Raw genomic sequence first — 26782 nt, 5'->3', positions numbered from 1 at the left:
GGCCCCGATGTAAAAGTCGCAACCTCTAAGCGTTAGCCCCTGGCTGACGCTTATCGTATTTTTCCACCAGCTTGTCAATGAGCTCGTCCGTGAGCTTGTCGTCCGCAAGAATCGCGTCGAGCATGCGCTGATGGTCCGGCTTGTCCTGATAGGAGTCGCCGGCTAAGTCCATGCCGATGTCGTTGGCAAAAGTGCTCAGCACAGTCGAGCCCGTCTCCGCCGCGCTTTCCGATGCCCCCTTCTCCCCCGCGTCGGCCGCTACCTGCGAGGCTTCGCTCAGCTGCGCGACCTCGGAGTTGAACTCCTCGAGGAACTCGTTGGCCGCCGCCTGGGCTTCGGCGGGACGCTTGCCCTCGCGGATCTCGCGGGCGATACGCCGCTCGAGGGCATTTTCCATCTGCTTGTGCCGCCACGAACGCAGGCGGCGCGGCTCGAGGCGGCGGCCCACGGCACGCGACTTGTCCTCGGCCTTACGCGCGAGGACGGCAACCTGCGCTGCAGTCTCGTTGACCGGCGCCCACTCTTGGTCCGTGGACACGCGCCAGCCGGTCCAATACCCCAAGAGCGCGAGCGCAAAGCTCGCCACGGGTCCGAGTATCATGCCCCACGCCAGGAAACCGAGCCCATTGCCGGCGAGCACGATGACGGAGCAGACAGCTGCCGGGATGACGATGGGCTGGTTGCCACCAAAGACAGCGGGCTCACGGCCCATGCACACGTCGCGAATCATGGAGCCGCCGGTCGCGGTGAACACGCCCATCATGATGCACGGAACGACGGGCAGGCCATAGGTAAGAGCCTTCACCGTGCCAGTCCCGGCCCACAGTGCGGAGACGAGGGCGTCGCCGTGGGCTTGCAGGTGTTCCCACGTTTTACCCTTGAAATAGACGAAGCGCGCGATGAGCGCACCGGCGAAAGCGAGGTAAAGGTATTCGGGCTGGCTCATCGCCGCGACGGTGCCGCGGTTGATGAGCACGTCGCGGATCATGCCGCCGCCCAGCGCCGAAAACATCGCAATGAAGAAGAACCCGATGATGTCATAGCCGCGTTGGCGCGCAATTGTGCCGCCGATAATGCCCATGAGCAACACGCCGCTCACGTCCGACCAGCGATAGATCGATTCGATGAGCGGGTCAACCTCGGAAACCATGGTCGCTATTGTAGCCAGCGCCTTGCCCCGCCGCCCACGTGGCTACGGGGCAGCTGCGCGCCGCGCGAGCAGAGGCTGCACAGAGGCTGCACAGTTACTGCGCGGCCGTGGCCTCCGCGTCACCCGTGAGCGCTGCTGCGCCGGTGGGCTGCTCCACCGCACCCGTGGGCTCGACGGTCGGCTCCTCAGCAGGCGCGGTCGTGGCGGCCTGTGTCGTCGCCGCGGGCGTCTCCTCGTCCTCTCTATCGCGGCGTGCGGCGCGTTCCCGGCGCGCCGTCGTGGTTGCCTGCTCCGCGGTGGTGCCGTTCTCCTGCGCCGCGGTCGGCTCGTCAATGGCCGTGTCCTCGGACGCGTCTGTGGGCTGCTCGACGGTCTCCTGCGTCGGCTCGACGCTCTCCTCCGGCTGCGTTGCCGCGGTCGGCGCAGGCGCGGTTGTCGCCGCACTTTCCGTCTCACTGGACTTCGACGTCCAGTAGGACGGCGAGAGCCAGCCAGCGTCCGCGTCCTCCGGGTTCGCCGAGAAGAGCAGCAACAGGCCGGTCACGGCGAGCCCCACAAAGAGGCCCGTCGTCGAGCCACGCACGCGACCGCCAAGCGTCCACAGCTTGTCCCAGCGCGTCGTGGGATGGTCATCGCGCCAGATGGTACGCGGTGCCGCGTCGACGGCGTTCATGACCTCAGTCTGTGAGGCATCCGGGTGCTGCGCCGCCACATCCGGGTCCGACTCGGACGGCCGGCCCGGTCCTTGGTCGCTCGGGTCGTGCGTATCGCGCGCGGCCGCATGAGCCACAGCGTCGCGCACCTCCGCCTTGTCGGTTCCTGCCGCAGCCGGCATGACTTCGGTCGGCGCGCCGGCTCCAGCCGACCCTGCGGGGGCGGGCGGAGCGGCGGTGACGGGGGCATCGGCTAGCGGGGCGGCCGAGGACAAGTTGTAGTGATCCCAGAAGGCCGCGACGAGGGCGGAGCGAATGCCGCGCTCGACGGCCCACTGGCGGGAGGGATTGACCACGACCATGACGCGGTACTTGATCTGCCACGGCTGACCGGCGACGGTGGGCTCGATAAGGCCAGTGACCGGCAGAATCTCGATCTCGCCCGCGATATCTTCGGCGATGGCTGCGTCCTGCGCCGCATGCGAGGAAATCTCCTCAACCTTGCGGGTGACCTCGGCCAGCGTCTCGCCTGCGCGCACCGGCACCTGCAAGTCGACGACGGCGCGCGACCAATCCTGTGAGTAGTTCGTCACCACGCCGCCCGAGCCGTTAGGCACCATGACGACCTCGCCCGTCGGCGTGCGAACCTTCGTCGTGCGCAGCGTCAACGCCACGACGGTGCCTTCCACCGCCCCAGACGTGCCGTCGAAGCTCACGTAATCGCCCACACCGTACTGCTTCTCGCTCAAAATGAAGAAGCCCGCCAGGAAGTCGCCGATGATCTTCTGCGCACCGAAACCAAGGGCAGCCGAGACGACCGTCGCGGGAATCGCCGCACCGAGCGCCGGCACGCCCACGTTGGTAAGCGCCGCGATGGCAAGCAGGAAATACGCCACCGCCTGCGCAACGTAGACCAACGCGCCTGCCAGGGCGAGACGGGTCTTCGTGGATTCCTCATTGTCATCCAGCCGCGAGTCAATAAGCCTGATGACCAGGCGCCCGACACGCGGCACCAAAATCGCCATGAGCAACAACGCCGCCAACGGCAACGCGTGGTCGACGATAAGTTGCCAGAACTGGAAAAAGAAATACCGGACGTTCATACTCTCCGATACTAAAACCACCGCCGACACGGCGGGCGTGGCAGCGGTGGATTAATAGCGTTTTCTACGATTGGGCGCGAGCGTTAGGACGCTGCGGGGAAAGGATCATCTTCGCGGTAGAGATACCGCGCGCGCCCGCGTCGCTTCGGTCAACAAGAAATACTCTCACACTCACAGCACCCGTGCTGCGGCGGTATTCAATGAGAAACGCTGGGAAACTATTCATTACCGTTCCCCCTTCCCGCTGGACCCCTTGCACGTATTCTTCCAGTTCCTGTAACAACGCGCTATCAGGACGCGTTTTAGGGGGACGCGTTGGAACTGCGCAGGACGCTATTACCAGGTATACGCGCAGTTCAACGACTATAAAGTGGGGCCACCGGGGCTCGAACCCGGGACCAACGGATTATGAGTCCGTAGCTCTAACCGACTGAGCTATAGCCCCTTAAAACGCACCGTGCGAGGTGCTGCGAAGTATCCTATCGTGCCCTGCGCCGCGGACTGCAATTGCTCCCCCGTGGGTGCATAAAGCGAGTCCGTCGGACGCTGGGCGCGTCACCCTCGACGGCATCGGAAGCCGGTGGTACGGTACAGATGTTAATTAGAGTGACTGTTGTGACAACAATCTCGTAACCTAGGGCGTCGCGACAGTCCGTCTTCTCTAGGAGCCTCTATGTCGTCCACCTCGCATTCTTCCGTCCACTTCAGTCGCCGCAGCCTCCTGCGCGCGGGCACGATTGCCCTCGCCGCGGGTGCCGTGGGCACGGCCGCCCCGCAGGCGTTTGCGCTCGGCCCAGTGCTCGGCACCGTTGTCGACTTCTCGGCGGGTGTTCCCTCCTCCGCCGCACTCAAGGCCGCGGGTCAGATGGGCGCGGTGCGCTACGTCTCCAAGCCGCGCGCAGGCTGGATGGCCGGCAAGCCGGTCACCCGCGCCCAGGCTGCTGCCGATGCCGCCGCCGGCCTCGCCGTTGCTTCCGTCTACCAATACAACGGCTCGGACAATCCGGACTGGGCGGGCGGGGCGGCATCGGCAGCCCAACACGCGCCGCAGGCCATCGCCATCCATAAGGCGGCGGGCGGCCCCACGGGCCGACCGATTTATATCGCGATCGACAACAACCCGTCCCGCGCACAGTACGACGGCCAGATTAAGCCCTACCTCATGGCGTTCTCCACCGCACTCAAGGCGGCGGGCTACCAGGTGGGCGTGTACGGCAACTACAACGTCATCGATTGGTGCGTACGCGACGGGATTGGCAGCTTCTTCTGGATGCATGACTGGGGCTCGGGCGGCCGCATTCATCCGCGCACGACCATCCACCAGCTGCCGCAGAACCGCCAGCGCACCATCGGCGGCGTGGTCTGCGATATCAATGACGTCTACGCGAAGGACTGGGGCCAGTGGACGCCGGGAGGCGCTGCAGCGCCGGCACCGGCCGCGCCCGCCGCCCCCGCCCACAACAGCAACCCGCTGAACGCCGTCGGCCAGATGTCCTCGCAGGTCCAGAACGCCGTGCCGGGACTCAACCTGCCGCAGGTCTCCCCTGAGGGCGTGAGCTTCAACGGCTCGTCCGTCGACTCCAAGCAGATTCAGGCGGGCGTGGACCTCGTCCAGACCGTCCTGGGGGCGATGCGCTAGGACTTCTGCCCTTCAATAAATTTCGTCGTCGCCTCGTTAAGGGCCTTGACGGTGACTTCTTTCTTCACGAACTTCGTAAGATCCTCCGCCGAGCCCGACACCGAGGCGGCGACGATGAAGTTTTTCCCGAAGCTCACGGAGGAGTGCAGCGTCTTATCGTCGGACCAGCCCCACTTGGAGCCCAGCACATTCGACAGCCGCGCCGTGCCGTAATCCTGACGGTAGCCATCTTCCGCCGTGGTCGTAGCCTGCGCCATCGCGACGAGGATGGGATGCGTGGGTGATTCCTCGCGCAGCGCCTTGATGAAGTTGACCACGTCGTAGACGGACGTCACAGACTTGCCCCACTCGCTTCCCGCGCGCGTGGATTCGAGCTCATAGTCTTCCGCCACCGTGTCGATGGACTCCGGGTAGCGCTTGAAGAGATCCGACGCGGAGACGTCCGATGAATCCGCAATCATGTCGAGCGCTTCGTACTGGTCTTCCAGCGTGCCGTGGTCAAGCACGTACTTGGCGAGATAGAGCTTGATAAGGCTCAGTGCCGGCATGGCGTTGCGCTCCCCGTCGGTGCCCATGCGCATGCCGTCCATGCGGTAATAGGACAACTCGCGGGCCTTTGCGTTGGCGACGAACTTCACTTCGCCGTCGAGGTCCGCGGCGATATTCTTTTTCGACGGCGGGGCTTCCACCGTGAGCGTTTCCACGGGGCGCGGCGCCGACAGCCGCGCGGCGGTCATCTCCCCTGTTTCCTGAGCCGCGTCCGCAGGCTTTTCATGCGGCGGTGTACACGCCACCAGCGTCCCCGCCAGCGCCGCGGCGAGGGCCAGACTTATCATCCGATTCACTCACCACATATTACTAATGCCACCGCCTTCTTCAGAAAGAAGGCGGTGGCATTCAGCGTATGCGACGGGGCGGGCTACCCCTGCGGGTGTGAGCGTTGAGAAGCTAACCGTTGCGTGTTCGACCTTTAGCGGTCCCCTTTAGTGGTCAACCGGAGCCTCAACGCCCACGCCGGTGAGGGAACGAACTTCCATCTCGGCGGAGAGCTCTTCGAAGTTGTCCGGCTTGGTCATGAGCGAGACAGCCCAGCCGACGATGAATGCGAGCGGGATGGTGACGATACCCGGCGAGGACAGCGGGAACAGTGCCCAGTCCGCGTTGGGGAACATCGAGGTCTCGGTGCCGGAGACTGCCGGGGAGAAGAAGATGAGGACCAGGCAGGAGATGACACCGGTGTACATGGAGGCCACAGCACCCGCGGTGTTGAAGCGCCTCCAGTACAGGGAGTACAGGATGGTGGGCAGGTTAGCCGAGGCCGCGATGGCGAAGGCCAGGGAGACCAGGAAGGCGACGTTCTGGGTCATGGCCAGGATGCCGAGGATGATGGCGACGACACCGAGGACAACGACGGTCATCTGGGAGACGCGGACCTGCTCAGCCTCCGTGGACTGACCGTTACGGATAACGGAGTGGTAGACGTCGTGGGCGATGGACGCCGAGGCGGTAATCGCCAGGCCAGCGACGACCGCGAGGACGGTTGCGAAGGCAACGGCGGAGATGACCGCCATGAACACGGAGCCACCCAGCTCGAGGGCCAGCAGCGGTGCGGCGGAGTTCGCGCCACCCGGCGCGGCGAGGATGCGGTCCGGACCAACCAGAGCGGCGGCGCCGAAGCCCAGGATGAGCGTCATGAGGTAGAAAGCACCGATGATGACGATGGCCCAGGTCACGGAGCGGCGAGCTTCCTTCGCAGTCGGAACCGTGTAGAAGCGCATGAGGACGTGCGGGAGTCCACCGACACCGAGGACGAGGGCGATACCCAGGGAGATGAAGTCAATCTTCGTAGTGAGGGACTTGCCGTACTTCAAGCCCGGCTCCATAATCTGGGAGGCCTCGTAGCCCTTCTGCGCCAGGTACTCAGAGCCAGCGTGCGCCTGCACCGCGCCATCGAAGAGGGCACCGAAGCCACCCTTGATGGAGATGAAGACCATGGCGCACATCGCAACAACACCGGTAACAAGCAGGACGGCCTTAATCATCTGAACGTAGGTCGTGCCCTTCATACCGCCCACGAGGACGTAGACAATCATGAGGACGCCCACGATACCAACGACGACGGCCTGCCAGAAGAAGTCGTGGATGTTGAGCAGGACCGAAACCAGGGAGCCGGCGCCGGCCATCTGCGCGATGAGGTAGAACAGCGAGACGAAGAGCGTCGCGATAGCGGCGGCCACACGGACCGGCTTCTGCTTGAGACGGAAGCTCAGCACGTCAGCCATGGTGAAGCGACCCACGTTACGCAGCGGCTCAGCCACGAGCATGAGCGCCACGAGCCATGCGACGAAGAAGCCCACGGAGTACAGGAAGCCGTCGTAACCGGTGAGCGCGACGGCGCCGACGATACCAAGGAAGGACGCGGCGGACAGGTAGTCACCGGAGATGGCGAGGCCGTTCTGGCGGCCAGAGAAGGAGCCGCCACCGGTGTAGAAGTCTGAGGCTTCCTTCGTCGACTTGCCGGCACGCAGGACCACCCACATGGTCACGACAAGGAAGACGACGAAGACGGAAATATTGAGAATCGGGTTGCCCGCGGCGGCATCGGCGCTCGCGGCGGCGAGGTGGAACGTAGTCATTGTCTATCCCTCCAGTTCTTCACGAATCTTGGCCGCACGCGGCTCGATGTTCTTATTGGCATACTTCACGTAAACCCACGTAATGATGAACGTGGTCGCGAACTGAGCAATACCGAAGGCCAGGCCAACGTTCCAGCCGCCCGGCAGCTCGGTACCCATAAAGCCCGGCGCGAAGACCGCGGCCAGCACGTAGACGATGTACCACGAGAAGAACGCGACGGTCATGGGGAACGTAAAGTTGCGGTAGGCCCCGCGCAGCTTGCCAAATTCGGCGCTCTCGCGCATGGCGATGAATTCCTCCGCAGTCGGCTCCCGGCGTTGCGCCGGGGCCGTCATGCTGGAGTCGGCAGAGAGTGCAGACATTGCATGTGCTCCTTCCAAAAGGGCGAGGGATAGGTCAAAAATTTAAGCCCGACCCCGCCGCACCGGCTCACACCGCCTGAGGCAGAGGTCACATTTTTTGCTTGATGTGTAAGTTACAGAGGATTATGTGCAACGTTGTAGCTGTCGCTAAAAATTCATCCTTTGCAAGAATTAACTACCCCCATACCCACCCTCAACATGGATATTTACAGCTTGCAAAACTACCCCCAACTTGCATACAAGCGCCTTTTGCCAACTTTGCAAACCCCAATGTGTCACACGTCTCACTAGGAAAACCGCACTCAAAAGGCCGCTGCCCCACCGGGGACAGCGGCCTCAACGTTCGCGGCCGGCGAGTGCGAACTAGCCTTCCGCACCCGGAAAGTCGCGCGGATCATTAAACATGCGCCCGAATCCCTCACGTCCGTCGAGGGAGTTCATGACGTCCATCTCCGCGCGCGTGAGCGTAAGCTCTGCCGCCGCGAAGTTCTCCGCCAGCCGCTCCTTGCGCGCGGACTTGGGGATAACCGAGATGCCCAGCTGTAGCAGGTACGCGAGCACCACCTGGCCCGTGGTCACCTCATACTTCGCAGCGATCGCCTTGATATCCGGATTAGTGAGCACCACACCGCGCGCGAGCGGCGACCACGCCTCGGTGATAATGCCGTGTTCGTCGTGGTACGCGCGCAGCTCCGGCTGTGTGAAGCCCGGGTGCAGCTCCACCTGGTTGAGCACCGGCACAATGCCGGATTCCTTGATGAGCGTATCGAGCGTCTCCTCGTAGAAGTTGGCCACGCCGATGGATGCAATCTGGCCCATGCCTTGCAGGCGCGCAATCGCATTGAACGTCTCCACGTACTTGCCACCCTGCGGCCACGGCCAGTGGATGAGGTAAAGGTCGATGTAGTCCAGCCCCAGCTTGTCCAGGGACTCATGGAAAGCCTGCGGCGCGAGATCCGCGCCGTGGTGATCGTGCCATACCTTCGTCGTCACAAAGATCTCATCGCGGGTGACGTCGCCGGCATCCATGGCCTGCTTCAAGGCCTTGCCCACGGCTTCCTCGTTCTTGTACAAGGTCGCGGTGTCGAACTTGCGGTAACCAATCTCGATGGCCTCGCGGATGGTGCGCACGCACTCGTCGTCGCGCAGCTTGTAGGTGCCCAAGCCCAGCTGGGGCATCTCACGGTCGTCATTAAAAGAAACGTTCTCTACAGTCATGTCCCCCATTGTGCCCTACCGCGGCCTGCCGCCGCCGCGTTTCTCACACTAGGCAGGGACAAGAGCTCGAAACGTGAATGAGTCACGGGAAAATTTCAAGAAATCGACCAACTCATTCACACTAGGAACCCCAGAGATCGCGAAAGCCCCCGAGCCCGCCGTAAAGACAGACCCGAGGGCGCCACGAAATGAGGCCGTGTGGCTTAGGCCGCGCGAATGAGGTCGATGATGAAGACCAGGGTGCGGCCGGAGAGCGGGTGTCCGCCGCCCACGGGGCCATAAGCCTTCTCCGGCGGGATGGTGAGCTGGCGGCGGCCGCCCACCTTCATGCCCGGAATACCTTCCTGCCAACCGGCGATGAGGCCGGTGAGCGGGAACTCGATGGATTGTCCGCGGTCCCAAGAAGAATCGAATTCCTGGTTCGTCTCATAATCGGCGCCCACGTAGTGGACCTCCACGACGCCGCCCGGCTGCGCCTCGGCGCCGTCGCCGACCACGATGTCCTCGATGACGAGTTCCGTCGGGGCCGGGCCGGTCTGGGCTTCGATCAGTGGCTTTTCCATGGGATGCACCTCTCCTTGGAGCGAATTGTTAAGCGAGATTTAGCGGTAGCGCTGCGGCCGCACAGTGGACTACAACAGCTATGAGAAAACCGCACTAGCAGCCCATTATACGGGACACCGTGCGGTTTCTCGCTATTTATGCAGCGAAGGCGCCACAAAAAATTAGGGATTACTTACGCTCCGAGCGCGGGGTGAAGGCGCGGAGGGACTCACCGGTGTAGATCTGGCGCGGGCGGTTGATCTTCGTGTTGAGCTCCAGCTGCTCGCGGTACTGAGCGATCCAGCCCGGCAGACGGCCGATGGCAAAGAGCACGGTGAAGAAGTCCGTGGGGAAGCCCATGGCGCGGTAGATAAGGCCGGTGTAGAAGTCGACGTTCGGGTACAGCTTGCGGGAGACGAAGTAGTCGTCCGAGAGTGCAATCTGCTCGAGTTCCATGGCCAGGTCGAGCATCGGGTCGCCGCCGAGATGCTCGAGGATCTCATGTGCGGTCTCCTTGACGATGGCCGCGCGCGGGTCGTAGTTCTTGTAGACGCGGTGGCCGAAGCCCATGAGGCGAACGCCCTTTTCCTTATTCTTCACGCGGTTCATGAAGTCGGTTGCGTCGCCGCCGTTGTTCTTCTGGATGTCCTCGAGCATCTCCAGGACGGCCTGGTTGGCGCCACCGTGCAGCGGGCCGGACAGGGCGTTGATGCCACCAGCGATGGAGACGAACATGTTGGCCTGGGCGGAACCAATCATGCGGACCGTGGAGGTAGAGCAGTTCTGCTCGTGGTCTGCGTGGAGGATAAGCAGCTTGTCCAGAGCCTTGGAGACGACCGGGTCAACCTCGTAGTCCTCGGTCGGGTAACCGAACATCATGCGCAGGAAGTTCTCGCGTGCGTTGAGGTTGTTATCCGGGTACATGTAGGGCTTACCTTCCGAGGCACGGTAAGCGTAAGCCGCGAGCATCGGCACCTTGGCGAGCAGGCGGACGGTCGCCTTGTCGAGCTGCTCCGGGTCCAGCGGGTTGAGCTGGTCCTGGTAGTAGGTGGAGAGAATGTTCACGGAGGAGGCGAGCACAGCCATCGGGTGCGCGTCGCGCGGGAAGATGGAGAACTGCGCCTTGAAGTCCTCATCGAGGAGGGTGTGGTGGCGGATCTCAGTGTTGAACTTGGTGAGCTGCTCCTGGTTCGGCAGTTCGCCGTTGATGAGCAGGTAGGACACCTCGTTGAAGGTGGCGTTCTGCGCCAGGTCAGCAATGTCGTAGCCACGGTAACGGAGGATGCCCTCTTCGCCGTTGATGAAGGTAATCTTCGACTCGGTGGAGCCGGTGGCGGCGTACCCCGGGTCGAACGTGACGAGACCGGTCTCGTTACGCAGCTTGGCGATGTCAAAGCCGGAGTCGCCTTCGGTGGACTGCTTGATGTCCATCTCGTACTCGCCACCCGGGTAGTGGAGAACAACCTTGTTATTGTCGGTAGCCACGTTGGTTCCTTTCTTTGTTAAACCAGTGAATAAAGCATGTGCCATCGCTGGAGGCACCTCATAAGGCTCTCGCAGTGCGCGCTTTAAGGATCACTTTACTAGTAAACAGTACGCGCATTTCGGTTTTGCCAACTCCCCACCCTACCAGGAAATGTGACCACTACTACAACCTGCGGTCGGGGTGAATTAGTCCCCTTTTTCTAGTAAGCAACCGAAAACCCGTGAGTGGTGGCTATTATAACCGCATGAGCAACCCCAGCATTCAGATTCCTGCAGAGTTTGTCCCGTCCGATGGCCGCTTTGGTTGCGGTCCGTCCAAGGTTCGTCCGTCCCAGATCGAGGCCATCGCCAACCACGGCATCGACATCATCGGCACTTCCCACCGCAAGCCCGCTGTTAAGGACGTCGTCGGCCGCGTCCGTGACGGCCTGTCTGAATTCTTCTCTCTGCCCGACGGTTACGAGATCATCCTCTCCCTGGGCGGCGCCACCGCCTTCTGGGATGCCGCCACCTTCGGCCTTATCGAAAAGAAGTCCTCGCACCTTACATTCGGTGAGTTCTCCGGCAAGTTCGCCAAGGCCTCCAAGCAGGCTCCGTGGCTCGACGAGCCGAACATCACGGATGCCCCCGTCGGCACCGCCCCCTCCTCCGCGGATCTCAACCTCGAGGGCGCAGACGTCGTCGCGTGGGCACACAACGAGACCTCCACGGGTGCCATGACTCAGATCAAGCGCCCCAACTCGGACGCCCTCGTTGCTATCGACGCGACCTCCGGCGCCGGCGGCCTGCCTGTCGACATGAAGGAAGCTGACGTCTACTACTTCTCCCCGCAGAAGTGCTTCGCCTCGGACGGCGGCCTGTGGCTCGCTGCCATGAGCCCGGCGGCTCTGGAGCGCATCGAGAAGATCAACGTCTCGGACCGCTTCATCCCGGCCTTCCTCAACCTGCAGACCGCCGTAGACAACTCGCGTAAGAACCAGACCTACAACACGCCGGCCGTCGCTACCCTGCTCATGCTCGCCGACCAGGTCGAGTGGATGAACGCCAACGGCAAGCTCGAGGGCATGGTCAAACGCACCACCGCCAACTCGGATGTCCTCTACAACTGGGCCGAGGCCCGCGAGGGTGTTACCCCGTTCGTCGCCGAAAAGGACGCACGCTCCCTCGTCGTCGGCACCATCGACTTCGATGACTCCATCGACGCCGCCGCTCTTGCCGCTGCCCTGCGCGCCAACGGCATCCTAGACACGGAGCCCTACCGCAAGCTCGGCCGCAACCAGCTGCGCATCGGCATGTTCCCCGCCATCGAGACCGAGGACGTCGAAAAGCTCACGAAGGCTATCGATTACGTGCTCGATTCGGGCGCGGCAGCCGCCAAGTAGCTCCTTTCCTGCGATATGGTGGACACCACAGTCCGCCATCGCGACAGGAATTAAAGGAGAGCGATCATGCGCGAATTATTCGTGGTCGACAACGAGTCGACCGAGACCTCTTTGGTGCTGCGCACCGAAGACGGAGAGGAATTCTTCCTCGATCTCGGCGCCCTCGCCCCGGATATTCGCGCCCAGCTTGCCGCCCAGCCTGACGATGCCCCCTCTACCGCACCGGAGCCCCAGGCTCCGGCCGAGCAGGATGTGCCGGAGGCACCGGCGGCATCGGAAGCACCCGCAGCACCTGCTCCTGCCCCGCGGCTGACGGCCGTCGGCTCCGCGCCGCGCCGTCCCACCACCGAGAAGCTGAGCATGCGCCCGCCGGAGATTCAGCACCGCATCCGCGCTGGCGCCACCGTCGCCGAACTTGCCGAGGAAATGGGCGTCGCCGAATCCCGCGTCGAGCCCTTCGCACACCCCGTGCTCATGGAGCGCTCGCGCATCGCGGAGCTCGCCAAACAGGCCCACCCGGTCCGCGAGGACGGCCCAGCCAAGCTCACCATCTACGAGGTCCTCGCCACCGCCTTCGCCGCCCGCGGCCACTCACTTTCTGACGCCGCGTGGGACGCCTACCGCGAGAAGGGCCAGCCCTGGACCGTCCGCGTCACGTGGAAGACGGGCCTGAGCGAAAACGAGGCCGAGTGGACCTTGCGTGAGTCCTCCGGCTCCGCGTCCACCCTCGTCGCCCGCAACACCGTGGCCGCTGACCTCACTGACCCGGACTTCGTCCAGCCGGTACGCTCGCTCACCTCCGTCGGCCGCGGTTCCCGCCGTGTCGAGGCACTCGACGCCCGCGAGGACGAGGACTTCGATCCGTATTCCTACGGCGAGCAGGACGAACTGGACGCGCTGCGCCACTCCCGCCGCGCCGACGCCTCCGAGGAGGACGAGACCGTGGTCGAGGTCACCGACGTCACGGACCTCACCGCTCCTACCATCGCGCCCGTGGGCACCCCGCACGACTCCGAGGATGCGGAGCCCTCTGAGGAAAAAGCCAACGCAGCGTCCGAGTCCAACGACAAGGACGAGGAGTTTCTCCAGCATCCGTCGCCCGCGCCCAAGCCGTCCAAGCGCCGTCGTCGCGCCTCGACGCCGAACTGGGAAGACGTCCTCCTCGGCGTGCGCGGCAACACGAAGCGTCCCCGCGACTAACCGCCCAGTCCAGCTCTAGACGTTCACTCAAGAAAGATTCCCTCTCATGAACATCTCACGCGCAGTCCTTACTCTCTGGTACGTCACCGTGGGCGACAGCTCCGAGCCCGCCGCTGACATCGCGAAGGTCCTCAACGCCGATCCCAAGGCGGACCGCGGCTTCGGGCGCAAGTACTTGAGCCAGCTCAATCCGGCGTTCCCCGTGACGCCCATTGGCCAGTTCCCGCTCGGCCGCTCCGCGCAGGCTGACGTGGGCGAGTTCTACATCGGCGGCTACCCCGGCGTGACCGTGGTCCAGACCGTCATCATGGACGACGCCCTCACGCTCTCCAAGCTCTCCCCGCTCCTGCTGCGCGCCATCAACGCCAAGCACATCTTCGCCTTCGCGTCCAACGAGGAGGAGGGCTACGCCGGCATGGCACACTGGGAGAACTACGAGCTCAAGCGCTCCCTGTGCTCGACGCGCACCGAGTTCATCGAGGACATCGGCCTGCCCGAGCCTTACGAAGGCCCCTACTGGGCCGGCGAGCACCGCCCCTCCACCTTCGGTGCCATCACGCTGCCCTTCGTCCCCCAGGAGCTCATGCAGGAAGCCGAGCGCACCTGGCTCGGCGTGGAAATCGGCGAGAACGGTCCCAACCTCGACGTCGTGGGCTACGCCATCGACGGCCGCCCCGAGCCCAAGGTCGACCCGGCCCCCGCACCTAAGTCCACCTCCGAGCTCGTCGAGACCTCCGCCGCGAAGCTGGGCGTCGGCCCCGCCAACGGCGCTTACGACGACTACGCAGACCCCGAGGCCGAGCCCGAGTCCACCATCGCCGAGTCCGCCCAGCGCACCGCGCACGACCTCGCGGACCTCGGCCGCACCATTGCCTCGCGCGTCGTCACGTTCTTCAAGAACCGCCGCCGCTAGCCCCTCCGCGCGCGCTGAAAATTGACACAAAAGTCCCTTCAGGACATATAAGCCCCTTCCCGAGCGCCCACACGGTGCCCTATATGTCCTGAACGTAGATCCAGCCGCGGCCAATCACACTCCAAGCCGACTGTGCCCTCCGCGTGAGCCGAAAATCGGCACATCTCGGCCTGAAGCGTAACAATGCCGCCAGGACTGGGGAGCGCGGGGCTAGAAGTCGAGCAGCGAGCGCTGGCGCTCGTAGAACGCAATCGCCGCGGACGTCGCCACGTTCAAGGAATCGGTTCCCGGGGCCATCGGAATGCGTGCGCGGACGTCCGTGGCCTTCATCGCGTGTTCGGTAAGGCCGGGGCCTTCGGCGCCCACGAGGAGCGCGACCTTCTCGGCGCCCTTGAGAGCTTGGGCCAGGTGGACCGCGTCCTCGCTGGGGGTTAAGGAGACGAGACGGAAGCCGGCATCGGAAAGCTTGGCCAGCTTATGTTGCCAATTGGTGTAGCCGCCCTCGAAGCGGGCCCACGGCAGGCGCAGGACGTGGCCCATGGACACGCGGACGCTGCGTCGGTAGAGCGGGTCCGCGGTGCCGGAGCCCAGCAGCACGCCGTCGACATCCATACCCGCGGCGTTGCGGAAGATGCCGCCGATATTCTCGTGGTCGCCCACGCCTTCCATGACGACGAGCGTCTGTGCACCCTCGATGACCTCGTCGACCGACCAGGCGTCCAGGCGGTCCGCGGACGCGAGCAGGCCGCGGTGCATGTCAAAGCCGGCGACCTCAGTGAGCATGTCGCGGGTGACCTCGTAGATGGGCACGTCGTCGGGCACCTCGTGCTGCGACAGGTAGGTGTCGATCTTCGCCTTGAAGCCCACAATGCAGCGGGTGGGGTACGCGGAGGCGAGCAGGCGCTCGACGATGATGGGGCCCTCGCCAATGACAAGACCCTCGCCGTGGGCGTCGGACTTTTTCAAGTTCCGAACGTCATCTAGGCGAGGGTCGTTGACGTCTTCAATTACGTAGCGCATGTACCCGACACTACCGTGTCGGGAATGCAGCGAACTAAACGATAACGGAGGAAATCGGTCCCATGCCGAAATAGACCACGAACATCGCGGCCACGAGCCACATGATCCAGTGGACCTGCTTGGCCTTGCCTGCGAAGACAGCCATGGCAGCGAAGGCGATGAAGCCCACGCCAATGCCGTTGGCGATGGAGTAAGTAAACGGCATGACCACGATGGTGAGGAACGCCGGGATGGCGACCTCCATCTTGTGCCACTCGATCTCGGTGATCTGGGAGGCCATGAGCACGCCCACGATGACGAGGACCGGTGCGGCGGCCTCGATCGGGACGATCTCATAGAGCGGGGTCAAGAACATGGCGAGCAGGAAGAGCACACCCGTCGTGATGTTGGCCAGGCCGGTGCGGGCGCCATCGGCGATGCCCGCAGAAGAGTCTGCAAAGACGGTGTTGGAGGAGGCGGAGCCCAGGCCGCCGGCCACGGCGCCGAAGCCCTCGACGACCAGGGCCTTCTTCATGTCCGGCAGAACGCCGTCCTCGTCGACGAGGTCGCCCTGCTTGCCCAGGCCCGTCATGGTGCCCATGGCGTCGAAGAAGTTGGTGAGCAGCAGCGTGAAGATGAGTAGCACGGTGGCGACGACGCCCAGCTTGGTGAACGCGCCGAAGAGGCTCACCTCACCCACGATGGAGAGATCCGGCATGCCGCCGAGCGACGACGGGGCGCCCGGGGTGGCCATGCCCCAGTCCTCGTTGGGGAAGAGAGCCTGCAGGATGATCGCGATGACGGTCGTGATGACAATCGCCAGGAACAGGCCGCCCGGGACGTTGCGGATGACGCAGAAGGCGCAGATGAGCAGGCCTATAACGAAGACGAAGGCCGGCCAGGTCGCAATGGAGCCGTTGATACCCAGGCCAACCGGCACGGTGGTGTGCGCGGCGTCCGGCACGCGGGTGACAAACCCGCCGTCCACGAAGCCGATGATGGCGATGAACATACCAATACCGACGCCCATCGCGGCCTTCATGGAGTGCGGGATGGCCTCAAAGACGGCGGTGCGGAAGCCGGAGACGGCCAACAGCACGATGATGCTGCCCTCGATGACCACGAGACCCATGGCCTCCTGCCAGGACAGGCCCTTGGTGGCGACCATCGTGACCGCAACAAAGGTGTTCATACCCAGGCCCGCCGCCATGGCGAATGGGTAGCGGGCGATAGCGCCGAAGGCGATGGTCATAATGCCGGCGATAAGCGCCGTGGCGGCCGCGACCTGCGGGATGCCGAGCGCGTGGCCGTTGACGTCGGGTGTGGTGCCCAAGATGAGCGGGTTGAGCAGGATGATGTACGCCATCGCGAAGAACGAGACCGTTCCCGCGCGGACTTCGGTTCCTACAGTGGAACCGCGTTCAGAGATATGGAAATACCGATCGAGAGCAGTCTTCACGATCAAGAGCCCCTTTACCTAGTGCCAGGAGGATTGAGTTTTACCTGCAAAGATTCCCCCACCACAGGCAAAAACGCAAAACTGGACTAGATCAGAAGATGGGCTTTTCGTCGTCGAAGGCGCGGCCGGGCTCGTTGTCGGTCTCTGTGACCGTGGTATTTGAGTGCGCGCCGCAGCCATACGTGGCGTGGACCACGCGGCCATCGGCGGAATATGCGTTTGCACACACTCCGAAGTTGGGCATGAACGGAACCATGAAAGCGCACGTCTTGCACTGCAGCGGGGCCGCAGCCGCCATGGCGGAATTCGGGCCGAACTCGCCGGTGCGCCAACGTGTGCGGGCGTCCTGGACGGCGGCTTCGGTGAGGTTGCCAAAGTCGTCGAGACGGTCATCGTCAGGCACCGGCATGAGGTCACCCGGGCCGAGGTCGCCGGGACGCACGCGCTCGGCATAGGGCACCCACTCGGGTGCCTGGAGGGCGTCGCCGCCGGGCACGAGCGCGACCTCGTTGACGGTCACGTCCTCCGAGCCCGCCGCGCACGCGAGCACCGCCTGCCACTCCCAGCCCGGGTAGCCAGGCATGTCGGCCTCAAAGCGGTGCGTCGCGACGTTGCGCGTGAGCCCGGCGACGCCAATATGCTTGCCGATGCCCCCTTCGCCCAGCTCGGCAACGGCCTCCCGCGCCACCTCCACAGCGCGCGCGCCGAGGAGCGGGTTGCGGTGGGTGGACTCTCTCTTTTTGCTTGACACGCTTCCTATTATGGGCCATCCGCGCCGTGGTAGCGTCCTTAGGTATGCTTCGCTCTCTCACAGCTCGGTTTTCCTCTTCCCCTGCGGCCACTCCGCGGTCGCAGGTGGCCGCCGGGGTCGCCGCGCTCATCGTGCCCGCCGCGCTCCTCGCCGCGTGCGGCACTGATGGTTCCTCCTCCCCCACCTCCGCCGCCCCGGCCGAGGTGGAGAAACTCACCGCGGTCGTCCACGAGACGCTGCCTTTTGATGCGACGTCGTTTACGCAGGGCCTCGAGGCCACCGAGGACGGCGAGCTGTGGGTAGGCACCGGCCAGTACGGCGAGTCCCGCCTCTACCGCTTTGATCCGGTCACGGGCGACGAGCGCGCGTCGGTCGACCTGGACCCGCGGCTCTTCGGCGAGGGCATTACCCAGTTTGAGGATTCCATCTGGCAGCTCACGTGGAAGGCCGGCGAGGCCATCCGCTACAACGCGGCGACGCTGAAAGAAACCGGCCGCGCCCACTACGAGGGCGAAGGCTGGGGTCTGTGCGCGCTCGACAACGAACTCATCATGTCGGACGGCACAGCGGAACTGCGCCACCTCGACCCGGATAACTTCGAGGAGCGCTCGCGCGTCACGGTCACGCGGGACGGCGCACCGGTCAACGAGATTAACGAGCTCGAGTGCGTCGACGGCCACGTCTATGCCAACGTGTGGTTTAGCACGGACATCCTGCGTATCGACCCGGCCACCGGCGAGGTCACCGGCGTCATCGACGCGTCGGGCGTGAAGAATAACGCGGCGGACGATCCCAATAACGTGCTCAACGGCATCGCGCACATCAAGGGCACGGACCAGTTCTACGTCACGGGCAAGCGCTGGCCGGATCTGTACCGAGTGAGCTTCGAGCCCGCTGCGTCCGACACGTAGTGTCCGTCGAGTAGTATTTTGCACCATGGCAACGCGCAAAGAGGCTAAGAAGAAATCCCTCCTCCAATTACTGGCGGTCATCATCGCCGTCGTCGTGATCGTCGTGGCGGTCGTACTCTTCCAGAACTGGCGCAGCAATAAGCCAGGGGCGCAGCCGCAGGATATTAAGGTCACCGCATCCGTCGGTGATGAATCCATGGAGGTCGCCCCGTACATGGTGTGCGAGCCCGGCGCGGACTGCCCCGAGGGCGAGGTGCCCAACCTCGTCGTCGGCGAGAATGACACCTTGAAGATCGAGGTGCCTGACGATATCGCGTCCAACCAGTGGCAGCTGCTCACCATCTACGACGACCCGGCGGCCAACGATGAGCAGCTCCACGGCGCCGGCGAGACGACGGTGGTGGAAGTTCCGGGCTCGGTGGAGGGGGCATCGGAAGGCAAGAAGGCGCACCTGGCCGTCGTGGAGGTTTCTGCGGTGCTGCTGGGCACCAATGAGGGCGGCGAGGAAACGCCGTATACGGCTGTATGGTCCCTGTCTACTCTTGCCCCGGATGAGCTCGCGGCGGCGACGGCGACGTCTTCTGCCCCGGCTGAATAATCTTCTCCCCAATAACAAACGCGCGTCACTGTGGTCTCACGGTGACGCGCGGTGCGTTTTTTATGAATCAAGCTCCTTGGCGATGGCGCGCAGGATGGCGGCGACATCGCGTCCGGTCTTGCGGTCCGGGTAGTGCCCTGCGGTGAGCGAAGGCTGCACCTGGGACTCGAGGACCGTCATGACGTCTGCAATCATGGAGCCCAATTCCTCGGGCTTGCGGGACGGGGTGCGGCGACGCGGCTTGTCGAGCACGTTCACGCGCAACGCCTGCGGGCCGCGGCGGCCGGCCGCGAAGTCGAACTCGATGCGCTGGCCTTGCACCAGCTCCTCAACGCCCTCCGGGAGTACGGAACGTCCAACGAAGACATCCTCGCTGCCGGGATTGGAGACAAAGCCAAAGCCCTTCTCCGCGTCGTACCACTTCACTTTGCCGATAGGCACGAGGCTCACCACTTTCTTGTGTCTTAGGGATAAAAGAGTATTCAGGGGAAGATGTCATTTTACTACGCGCCCGCCGGTTGCGAAATCACATCACAATCGTGGCGCGGCGACCCGTGTGGCGCGTCTCACAAAATCGATTGTAACGCTTCTCAAAATCCGTTCACCTGGGATTTTTCATTAGGCGGCCGGCTCCGGCGAGCGGACATTGTCACGAAAAGGTCAAAGAACGTGACACTTTCGTTATAAACCGGTACCGTGTCCCCCAAGCGCTTAAGTCGGAGCACCACGGCTCACGGCCGGCAACCACCCGCTTATCAATCCAAACGGTTGCAGCCTGACCCAGCCCGACACTTTTGACCGACGCGCATTCAGTACTTATAGCGGGAAGAGAGAGGAACACTCAATCATGGGACGTCATTCCGCTAAGAAGCACACGGCCGCTAAGTTCGCCGCCACCACCGTCGCCTTCGGCGCCGCTGCCACCCTCATGGCCCCGACCGCCTCCGCGGCCCCGGATTCTGACTGGGACCGCCTCGCACAGTGCGAGTCCGGCGGCAACTGGGCCATCAACACCGGCAACGGCTACCACGGCGGCCTGCAGTTCTCCGCTTCCACCTGGCAGGCCTACGGCGGCGGCGAGTTCGCCCCGACCGCCAACCAGGCCACCCGTGAGCAGCAGATTGCTGTCGCCGAGCGCACCCTCGCCGCACAGGGCTGGGGCGCATGGCCGGCCTGCTCCGCGTCCCTGGGCCTGAACTCCGCCCCGACGCCGCGCAATCTCGATGCCACCCCGGCTCCGGCTCCGGCCCCCGCCGCTCAGCCTGAGGCTGCTGCCCCGGCCGCTCCGGCACAGGCTTCCTCCGAGTCCGATGACCTCGCCGTGGACAACCTCTACGCGCTGATCACGGACACCGCCACTAAGTACGGCTACCAGCTGCCCGCCAACTTCAAGGAGCAGTACAAGGCCAACCGCGAGTCCCTCAACAACCTCTACGCGGCCAACCGCAACTCGGTCGACCCGATTGCCGCTGTCATCGCTTCCCTGTAAGCACCGATAGCGTTCAGCCCACGCGCTCCCCTGCGGAGCGGCGTGGGCTTTCGTGGTTTTGGGGTCGCGTAGCCACGAACAAAAGTCGCCACAGTCTGCGCCCAGTGAGGCTCTGCAGCCACGAAGTGAGGCAGATTCTGCTCGCCTGCTCCACCCGAAAACGACGAAAGGCACCCCGAAGGGTGCCATGCGTGCGCCGAAACCTTAGCGGTTGATGCGCGTGTACGGGTGAACGTAGTTCAGCTTCTCAGCCGGGAGAGGCAGAACAGTGTCGTCACCGTACGGGCTCGAAGCGCCGGCAAACGGAGCGGAAATTTCGGTAATTGCGTGCTCGCGGGCGTCGTTCTTCGGCCAAGCCGGGGACACGTGGCCCTTCTTCTCTACATTCGACATGCCCTATATTCTGCCAAACCTGCGCGGAAAACGTAACTTAATCGGGGTTAGACTTGTCACCCGATATGGTTTCTTCTCACACGCCGGCCACCCCAGCCACTGATTTCCGCTCCTGGCTGGGCAAACGCAGCGACGATGAACTCGCGCGCATCCTCACTCACCGCCCCGATGCCACGCATCCGCTACCCCCAGGCATTGCCCCGCTCGCCACGCGCCTGCTCCTGCGCACCTCCCTCGCCCGCGCGCTCGCCACGTGCACCGCAGCAGAACTGGCCATACTGGAACGACTCGTGGCTGCCGGTGCAGAATTCGAACCCGTGGAGTTCGCTCCTTCAGGCACCGCCGCGGTCATCGACGCGTTGAAAGACAAAGCCCTCGTCTTTAACACCGACGACTCCCGCGTCATGGTCCCCCGCGAGGTCATGGCGGCGCTTCCCGCAGACTGGTCGCTGCTCGAACAGCATGCCGTGGACCCGGCGGATATCGAAAAACTCGACAATGAACAACGCCGCGTGCTGGAGACCCTCGCGCCCACGGGCCTGGGCACCACGCGCGACGCTGCCCCAGACGCGGACCCGGCGCGCCCCATCCCCCGGCTTATCGCGGCGGGGCTCCTCCAGCGCGTCGACGCGCGGACCGTCCGCCTGCCGCGGGCCACGCGCCTCGCGCTCCGAGGCCAAGCGCCGCTCAACATCCCGCTGGAGCCGTCCGGCCGCCAAGGTGGGCCGGTACAGGACCAGAAGACTAGCGAAGCCGGCGCCGCCGCGGGCCTCGACGTCGTGCGTCTCATGGGCCGTCTCATCGACATCCTGGGCCAAGAGCCGGTCGAGCTGCTCAAGGACAAGACGGTGGGCGTCCGCCCCCTCGCACACCTGGCCAGGAAACTCGACACGGACTACGTCAAGGAACTCATCGCGCTCGGCTTCCACGCGCGCCTCCTCGGCCGCGGAGAACCGAAGGGCGGTCCGGAGGGCAACTTCCTGGCTCCCACGCAGGCGGCACAAGAATGGGCCGACGCCCCACTCCCCGACCGCCTCCAGGTCCTCCTCGACGCGTGGGAGACCTCCCCGTGGGCCGCGTGGGAGTCGCAGCGCGGCCTCGACCAGGAGACCGCTCACGACTATCTGCCGCGCCACCGGGCGAGAATCCTCGACGTCTACAGGAACAGCAGCCAACCGCTCAACCTCGAAGAGTTCTGGGAAGACCTCCGCTTTGCCAGTCCTCTCTTCGCCGCGCACACGCAACCGGCCACCATCGAGCGCCTCCACGCCGAGGCCCAGTGGCTGGGCGTTACCGCCCGCGGCGCCCTCGTCCAGGAGCGCCCCGTGCCCGAGGCCGTCGAGCAATTCATCATGCAGGCTGACATGACGGTGCTCACCCCGGGCCCGCTCGTCACGGAGCTGCTGCGCACGCTGGAGAATCTCGCGGATCTCGAGTCACCGGGCCTGGCCAGCGTCTACCGCATCTCCACCGAGTCGCTGCGCCGCGGCATGGACTCCGGTATGACGGCCCAGGAGATCAAGGACTTCCTCCAGGCCCATGCCCTCGGCGAGGTCCCTCAGGCCGTGGAATTCCTCATCGACGACGTCGCCCGCCGGCACGGCACACTGCGCTCCGGCACGGCGCTCGCTTACGTCCGCTGCGAGGACGAGGCCCTGCTCGCCCAAGCCGTCGCCGCCGTGGACTCCCTTAGGCTGCTTGCGCCCACCGTCGCCATCTCCCAGCAACGCTTAAGGCTCGTCCTCGAAGAGCTACGAAGCAACGGTTTCGCCCCCGCCGCCGAAGACGAGCATGGCGCCTCCATCGCTGTCCACCCCGAGCCAGCGCTCCTGCCCACGCCTCGCGCGCACGCGCCCCGCCGCGAGGAGCCCGATGTCGCGCGTGCCGTCGCCGCCATCCGCACCGCCGAGCCCAATCAAACTCCAGAAGGACCGGACATCGGACTCATCGAGGCAGCCGCCCGCGGCTCCCGACTCATCGTCGTGGGCTACGCGGACCGCAACGGCCGCCCGCGCGAGGTCACCGTCACCCCGCTCACCGTCGCCGGCGGCCAGGTCGACGCCCTCGACCGCGACGGCCACCCCGTCCGCTTCCCCCTCCACCGGATTATGAGCGCGCGGCTTAAGGACTAAACTGGGCCGAATGAATGGCCCGCTTATCGTCCAGTCGGATAAGACCGTCCTCCTTGAGGTCGACCACGAGCTTGCCGATGCCGCCCGCGCAGCCCTGGCCCCCTTCGCCGAGCTCGAGCGCGCCCCGGAGCATATCCATACCTACCGCATCACCCCGCTCGCGCTGTGGAACGCCCGCGCCGCCGGCTTCGACGCGGAGCAAGTCGTCGACGTCCTCGAGACGTATTCGCGCTTCCCCGTCCCGCAGGCGCTGCTCATCGACGTCGCGGAGACAATGTCGCGCTACGGCCGCGTGCGCCTCCAGGCCCACCCGGCCCACGGACTCATCCTCGAATCCGATGAGCCTGCCATCCTCGTCGAGCTCGAACGTCACAAGAAGGTCGGCGGCATGCTCGGCGCGCGCATCGACGGCAACACCATCGCCGTCCCGCCCTCAGAGCGCGGCCGCCTCAAGCAGGAGCTGCTCAAGGTCGGCTGGCCCGCAGAGGACCTCGCCGGCTACGTCGACGGCGAGTCCCACCCCATCGCGCTCACCGAGGATGACTGGCACCTGCGTGACTACCAGCAGTACGCCGCGGACTCCTTCTGGGCCGGCGGCTCCGGCGTCGTCGTGCTGCCCTGCGGCGCCGGCAAGACCGTCGTGGGCGCGGCCGCCATGTCCAAGGCCCAGGCCACCACGCTCATCCTCGTCACTAACACCGTCGCCGGCCGGCAATGGCGCGATGAGCTGCTCAAGCGCACCACGCTTACCGAGAATGAAATCGGCGAATACTCCGGCGAGAAGAAGGAAATAAAACCCGTCACCATCGCCACCTACCAGGTCGTCACCCGCAAGACGAAGGGCGAATACCGCGCGCTCGAGCTCTTCGACTCCCGCGACTGGGGCCTTATCATCTACGACGAGGTCCATCTCCTGCCCGCACCCGTGTTCCGCATGACCTCGGATCTCCAGTCTCGCCGTCGCCTCGGGCTTACCGCCACTCTCGTCCGCGAGGACGGCGCCGAGGGTGACGTCTTCTCCCTCATCGGCCCCAAGCGCTACGACGCGCCTTGGAAGGAGCTCGAACAGCAGGGCTTTATCGCCACCGCCGACTGCGTCGAGGTTCGCGTCGACCTCGGCCCCGAGGAACGCATGCTCTACGCCACCGCCCAGCCGCGCGACCGCTACCGCATCGCCGCTTCCGCCGAAGCCAAGGACCATGTCGTCGAAACCTTGCTCAAGCAGCACGAAGGCCAGCAAGCCCTCATCATCGGCGGCTACCTCGAGCAGCTCGAGGGCATCGGAAAGCGCATAGGCGCACCCGTCATTCATGGAAAGACCTCCAATGCCAAGCGCGAGAAACTCTTCCAGCAATTCCGCGACGGCGAGATCCACACCCTCGTTGTCTCCAAGGTCGCCAACTTCTCGATCGACCTTCCCGAGGCCGCCCTGGCCATCCAGGTCTCCGGCACCTTCGGCTCCCGCCAGGAGGAGGCCCAGCGGCTGGGCCGCCTGCTGCGGCCTAAGTCGGACGGGCGCGAGGCGCATTTCTACACGCTGGTCACCCGCGATACCCTCGACGCCGAATACGCCGTCCACCGCCAACGCTTCCTCGCGGAGCAGGGTTACGCGTACCGGCTCGTGGACGCACTAGACTTGGAGGAACTATGAAGATCTTCAAATTCGACGTCGACGAGGCGTTCGCCAAGAAAAACAACGAACTTCTCCGCGACTCCGTACGTCTACGCAATTCGGGTCTCGTCATGGGCCTCGTGCTCATCCTCGCCGGCATCGCCGTCTACGTCCTCGTAGACGCCATCTGGTCCATCACCATCGGCATCGGCCTAGCGCTCTTCGGCATCATGATGGCCATCGTCGGCGTCGTCGCCTCCCGCAAGGTCGGCACCGCCCAGGAGCTCTACAACGCGTATCCGCTCGCCCCCGCCGTCATCGCCGAGGTCAACGAGCGCGACATGGTCCTCATGGCTCTCGTCAACACCAACGTCGACCCGAACCTCCCACCGCGTTGGGGCGCAGCACTGCGCACCGTCACCACTATCCCGGGCCTGGCGAACCGCACCGTCGGCACGAAGATTCCCGTCGCCGCCGTCTCCGGCCACCGCGCCAGCAGCGACCAGGACCACTGGCAGCAGATCACCCCCATGCCCATCGCCTGGGGCACGCCTGACCAGGACATCGTCAAGATCGCGCGCACCTCCATCCCCGAGGAAGAGTGGCACCGCCTCGACCGCGCCCGCAAGCGCCTCACGGACGTCAAGGCCACCAAGTTCGATCTATTGGTGCTCTAATGACAGTCCAGCGCCTCCAGCAGTGTGGCGAGACCGTCTTCTCCACCATGACCGCCCTCGCCACCAAGCACAACGCAATTAACCTTGGCCAGGGCTTCCCAGACACCGACGGCCCCGCCCGCATGCTCGAGATCGCCCAGGAGCAGATCGCCACCGGCCATAACCAGTACGCGCCCCTGCGCGGTGTGCCCCAGCTTCTCGATGCCCTCTCCGCCCACTACGGCGTCCCCACCGACCACCTCGTGGTCACCGCCGGCGCCACGGAGGCCATCACGGCCACCGTCCTCGGCCTCGTCGAGCCCGGCCAAGAGGTCATTGTCCTCGAGCCCTACTACGACGCCTACGCCGCGGCCATCGCGCTTGCCGATGCCACCCGCGTCCCCGTCCCCCTCACCCCTACCGCCGGCACGTGGGACCTCGACGTAGACGCCGTGCGCGCCGCCGTGACGGACAAGACGGCGATGATCATCATCAACTCTCCGCATAACCCGACGGGCTCCGTCTTCTCCCGCCCCGCACTCGACGCCCTTGCCGAGCTCTGCGTCGAGCACGACCTCCTTATCCTCGCTGATGAAGTCTACGAGGACCTCGTCTTCCACGGCTCCTTTACCTCCGTGCGCGACTTGCCGGGCATGGCCGAGCGCACCATCAAGATCTCGTCTGCCGCCAAGTCCTTCAACGCGACCGGCTGGAAGACCGGCTGGGCTATCGCGACTCCGGAGCTACTCGACGGCGTCATCAAGGCCAAGCAGTTCATGTCCTTCGTCTCCACGACGCCCTTCCAGCCCGCCGTCGCCCACGCCCTCACCCACGAGCAGCAGTGGCAGACCAACATGGTCACCGGCCTCGAAGAGTGCCGCGACATCCTCGCTGAAGGCCTGGCCTCGCTGGGATACGAAGTCTTCGCTACCCCTGGCACCTATTACCTGGTGGCCGACGTCCACGAAGACGCCATCGAATTCTGCACCCGCCTACCTGCCGAGCGCGGCGTCGCCGCCATCCCTTTGTCCCCTTTTACGGACAACCCCGAGCCGTGGAAGAACTTCGTGCGCTTCGCCTTCTGCAAGCGCCCCGAGGTCATCCGCGAGGCCGTTAAGCGTTTGACCGCTTAATCTTTTCCATTGCTTTGCCCTTCGCCAGCTCGTCAATGACCTTGTCGAGCTGGCGAATCAGTTTCATCAGCGGGCTTTCCAACTCCTGAATCTTCACGCCGCAGATGCTGCCCGTCACCAGTTCCCTGGCAGGGTTGAGCGCCGGCGCCTTCTCAAAGAACTCCCGCATGGTCGTGCCATCAGCACGCACCTCGTCCAGGCCGTCATCGTCGTAGCCCGTCATCCACTGGATGAGCTCACGCACCTCCGACTCCGTGGGCTCCTTCCGCTCGGCCTTCGCCACATAGGCGTCGTAGATGTCACCAAACGCAAACGAGTAAATCTTATGCTGGGCCTGACCCCTGGAAAGTAGACACGTCGGGGG

General features: G+C 64.5%; 25 protein-coding genes and 1 tRNA gene. 11 read left to right on the top strand and 15 right to left on the bottom strand.

The features are described 5' to 3' along the window. Positions 1-25: 25 nt before the first annotated feature. The 3 genes from HMPREF0307_RS04865 to HMPREF0307_RS04855 form a co-directional block, all read right to left on the bottom strand. Positions 26-1150, bottom strand: a complete 1125-nt coding sequence (locus HMPREF0307_RS04865) for a trimeric intracellular cation channel family protein (RefSeq protein WP_066488409.1) — start codon at positions 1148-1150, stop codon at positions 26-28. A gap of 94 nt (positions 1151-1244) precedes the next feature. Continuing rightward, positions 1245-2906, bottom strand: a complete 1662-nt coding sequence (locus HMPREF0307_RS04860; protein ID WP_066488406.1) for a mechanosensitive ion channel family protein — start codon at positions 2904-2906, stop codon at positions 1245-1247. Positions 2907-3277: 371 nt separating this feature from the next. Beyond that, positions 3278-3351 (bottom strand) — tRNA-Ile (locus tag HMPREF0307_RS04855). A gap of 228 nt (positions 3352-3579) precedes the next feature. Here HMPREF0307_RS04855 and HMPREF0307_RS04850 point away from each other — a divergent pair. Next, positions 3580-4545: a DUF1906 domain-containing protein gene (locus HMPREF0307_RS04850; protein WP_066488403.1), complete on the top strand. Its 966-nt coding sequence runs from the start codon at positions 3580-3582 to the stop codon at positions 4543-4545. Here HMPREF0307_RS04850 and HMPREF0307_RS04845 read toward each other — a convergent pair. From HMPREF0307_RS04845 to HMPREF0307_RS04820, 6 genes are all read right to left on the bottom strand, one after another. Beyond that, the gene (locus HMPREF0307_RS04845; protein WP_148140168.1) at positions 4542-5381 is read right to left on the bottom strand and encodes a hypothetical protein; all 840 of its coding nucleotides are present in this window, start codon (positions 5379-5381) and stop codon (positions 4542-4544) included. The genes HMPREF0307_RS04850 and HMPREF0307_RS04845 overlap by 4 nt on opposite strands. Positions 5382-5528: 147 nt before the next feature. Next, complete coding sequence (locus tag HMPREF0307_RS04840; RefSeq protein WP_066488399.1) at positions 5529-7181, bottom strand: solute symporter family protein; 1653 nt, start codon at positions 7179-7181, stop codon at positions 5529-5531. A 3-nt stretch (positions 7182-7184) separates the two neighbouring features. After that, a complete protein-coding gene (locus HMPREF0307_RS04835; protein ID WP_066488599.1) occupies positions 7185-7517 on the bottom strand; it encodes a DUF485 domain-containing protein in 333 nt (110 codons plus the stop codon). A 390-nt stretch (positions 7518-7907) separates the two neighbouring features. Then, positions 7908-8771, bottom strand: a complete 864-nt coding sequence (locus tag HMPREF0307_RS04830) for an aldo/keto reductase (protein ID WP_066488396.1) — start codon at positions 8769-8771, stop codon at positions 7908-7910. A 194-nt stretch (positions 8772-8965) separates the two neighbouring features. Then, positions 8966-9325, bottom strand: a complete 360-nt coding sequence (gene fkpA, locus HMPREF0307_RS04825; protein ID WP_066488386.1) for an FKBP-type peptidyl-prolyl cis-trans isomerase FkpA — start codon at positions 9323-9325, stop codon at positions 8966-8968. A 169-nt stretch (positions 9326-9494) separates the two neighbouring features. Beyond that, the gene (locus HMPREF0307_RS04820; protein WP_077210084.1) at positions 9495-10790 is read right to left on the bottom strand and encodes a citrate synthase; all 1296 of its coding nucleotides are present in this window, start codon (positions 10788-10790) and stop codon (positions 9495-9497) included. Between the two features lie 245 nt (positions 10791-11035). On the opposite strand from HMPREF0307_RS04820, the gene serC reads away from it, so the two are divergent. From serC to HMPREF0307_RS04805, 3 genes are all read left to right on the top strand, one after another. Beyond that, entirely contained in the window at positions 11036-12172 is a 1137-nt protein-coding gene (gene serC, locus HMPREF0307_RS04815; RefSeq protein WP_066488376.1) for a phosphoserine transaminase, read from the top strand. A gap of 66 nt (positions 12173-12238) precedes the next feature. After that, positions 12239-13372, top strand: coding sequence for a septation protein SepH (gene sepH, locus HMPREF0307_RS04810; RefSeq protein ID WP_066488373.1), 1134 nt, complete (start codon positions 12239-12241; stop codon positions 13370-13372). Between the two features lie 46 nt (positions 13373-13418). Further along, positions 13419-14285 carry a DUF6928 family protein gene (locus tag HMPREF0307_RS04805; RefSeq protein ID WP_066488372.1) on the top strand — a complete coding sequence of 289 codons (867 nt, stop codon included), beginning with the start codon at positions 13419-13421 and terminating at the stop codon, positions 14283-14285. A 210-nt stretch (positions 14286-14495) separates the two neighbouring features. Here HMPREF0307_RS04805 and HMPREF0307_RS04800 read toward each other — a convergent pair whose 3' ends face one another. From HMPREF0307_RS04800 to HMPREF0307_RS04790, 3 genes are all read right to left on the bottom strand, one after another. Further along, positions 14496-15305: a TrmH family RNA methyltransferase gene (locus tag HMPREF0307_RS04800; RefSeq protein ID WP_066488370.1), complete on the bottom strand. Its 810-nt coding sequence runs from the start codon at positions 15303-15305 to the stop codon at positions 14496-14498. 34 nt (positions 15306-15339) lie between these two features. Beyond that, positions 15340-16743 carry an NCS2 family permease gene (locus HMPREF0307_RS04795; protein ID WP_066488597.1) on the bottom strand — a complete coding sequence of 468 codons (1404 nt, stop codon included), beginning with the start codon at positions 16741-16743 and terminating at the stop codon, positions 15340-15342. 91 nt (positions 16744-16834) lie between these two features. Continuing rightward, positions 16835-17494 (bottom strand): DUF3027 domain-containing protein, encoded by a 660-nt coding sequence (locus HMPREF0307_RS04790; protein ID WP_066488368.1) that lies wholly within the window; start codon positions 17492-17494, stop codon positions 16835-16837. 44 nt (positions 17495-17538) lie between these two features. Here HMPREF0307_RS04790 and HMPREF0307_RS04785 point away from each other — a divergent pair, with 44 nt between their 5' ends. Further along, positions 17539-18405 (top strand): glutaminyl-peptide cyclotransferase, encoded by an 867-nt coding sequence (locus HMPREF0307_RS04785; protein ID WP_082723237.1) that lies wholly within the window; start codon positions 17539-17541, stop codon positions 18403-18405. Between the two features lie 25 nt (positions 18406-18430). Next, positions 18431-19003 carry a DUF2771 domain-containing protein gene (locus HMPREF0307_RS04780; protein ID WP_066488362.1) on the top strand — a complete coding sequence of 191 codons (573 nt, stop codon included), beginning with the start codon at positions 18431-18433 and terminating at the stop codon, positions 19001-19003. 60 nt (positions 19004-19063) lie between these two features. On the opposite strand, the gene HMPREF0307_RS04775 is transcribed toward HMPREF0307_RS04780, so the two are convergent. Continuing rightward, on the bottom strand, positions 19064-19444 hold the full coding sequence (locus HMPREF0307_RS04775; protein ID WP_066488595.1) for a cold-shock protein: 381 nt from the start codon (positions 19442-19444) through the stop codon (positions 19064-19066). A gap of 406 nt (positions 19445-19850) precedes the next feature. On the opposite strand from HMPREF0307_RS04775, the gene HMPREF0307_RS04770 reads away from it, so the two are divergent. Next, complete coding sequence (locus tag HMPREF0307_RS04770) at positions 19851-20492, top strand: resuscitation-promoting factor Rpf1 domain-containing protein (protein WP_066488353.1); 642 nt, start codon at positions 19851-19853, stop codon at positions 20490-20492. A gap of 204 nt (positions 20493-20696) precedes the next feature. Here the strand turns inward: HMPREF0307_RS04770 and HMPREF0307_RS04765 are convergent, their stop codons facing one another. Then, complete coding sequence (locus HMPREF0307_RS04765; RefSeq protein WP_066488345.1) at positions 20697-20885, bottom strand: hypothetical protein; 189 nt, start codon at positions 20883-20885, stop codon at positions 20697-20699. Positions 20886-20950: 65 nt separating this feature from the next. Between HMPREF0307_RS04765 and HMPREF0307_RS04760 the strand changes: the two genes are divergently transcribed. The 4 genes from HMPREF0307_RS04760 to HMPREF0307_RS04745 are packed head-to-tail and all read left to right on the top strand — an operon-like array spanning position 20951 to position 26418. Beyond that, positions 20951-23017, top strand: a complete 2067-nt coding sequence (locus HMPREF0307_RS04760) for a helicase-associated domain-containing protein (RefSeq protein ID WP_066488337.1) — start codon at positions 20951-20953, stop codon at positions 23015-23017. Positions 23018-23027: 10 nt separating this feature from the next. After that, complete coding sequence (locus tag HMPREF0307_RS04755; protein ID WP_066488334.1) at positions 23028-24668, top strand: DNA repair helicase XPB; 1641 nt, start codon at positions 23028-23030, stop codon at positions 24666-24668. Further along, complete coding sequence (locus HMPREF0307_RS04750) at positions 24665-25306, top strand: DUF3239 domain-containing protein (RefSeq protein WP_066488329.1); 642 nt, start codon at positions 24665-24667, stop codon at positions 25304-25306. The genes HMPREF0307_RS04755 and HMPREF0307_RS04750 overlap by 4 nt, the downstream gene beginning before the upstream one ends. Further along, positions 25306-26418 carry an aminotransferase class I/II-fold pyridoxal phosphate-dependent enzyme gene (locus tag HMPREF0307_RS04745; RefSeq protein WP_066488324.1) on the top strand — a complete coding sequence of 371 codons (1113 nt, stop codon included), beginning with the start codon at positions 25306-25308 and terminating at the stop codon, positions 26416-26418. The genes HMPREF0307_RS04750 and HMPREF0307_RS04745 overlap by 1 nt, the downstream gene beginning before the upstream one ends. Here the strand turns inward: HMPREF0307_RS04745 and HMPREF0307_RS04740 are convergent. Next, the coding region (locus HMPREF0307_RS04740; protein ID WP_066488321.1) for a DUF2200 domain-containing protein at positions 26399-26782 on the bottom strand (384 nt) is incomplete at its 5' end. The genes HMPREF0307_RS04745 and HMPREF0307_RS04740 overlap by 20 nt on opposite strands.

The organism is Corynebacterium sp. DNF00584, assembly GCF_001552965.1.
GTDB classification, from domain to species: Bacteria; Actinomycetota; Actinomycetes; order Mycobacteriales; family Mycobacteriaceae; genus Corynebacterium; species Corynebacterium phoceense.
This window is presented reverse-complemented; position numbering and strand designations above follow the sequence as displayed.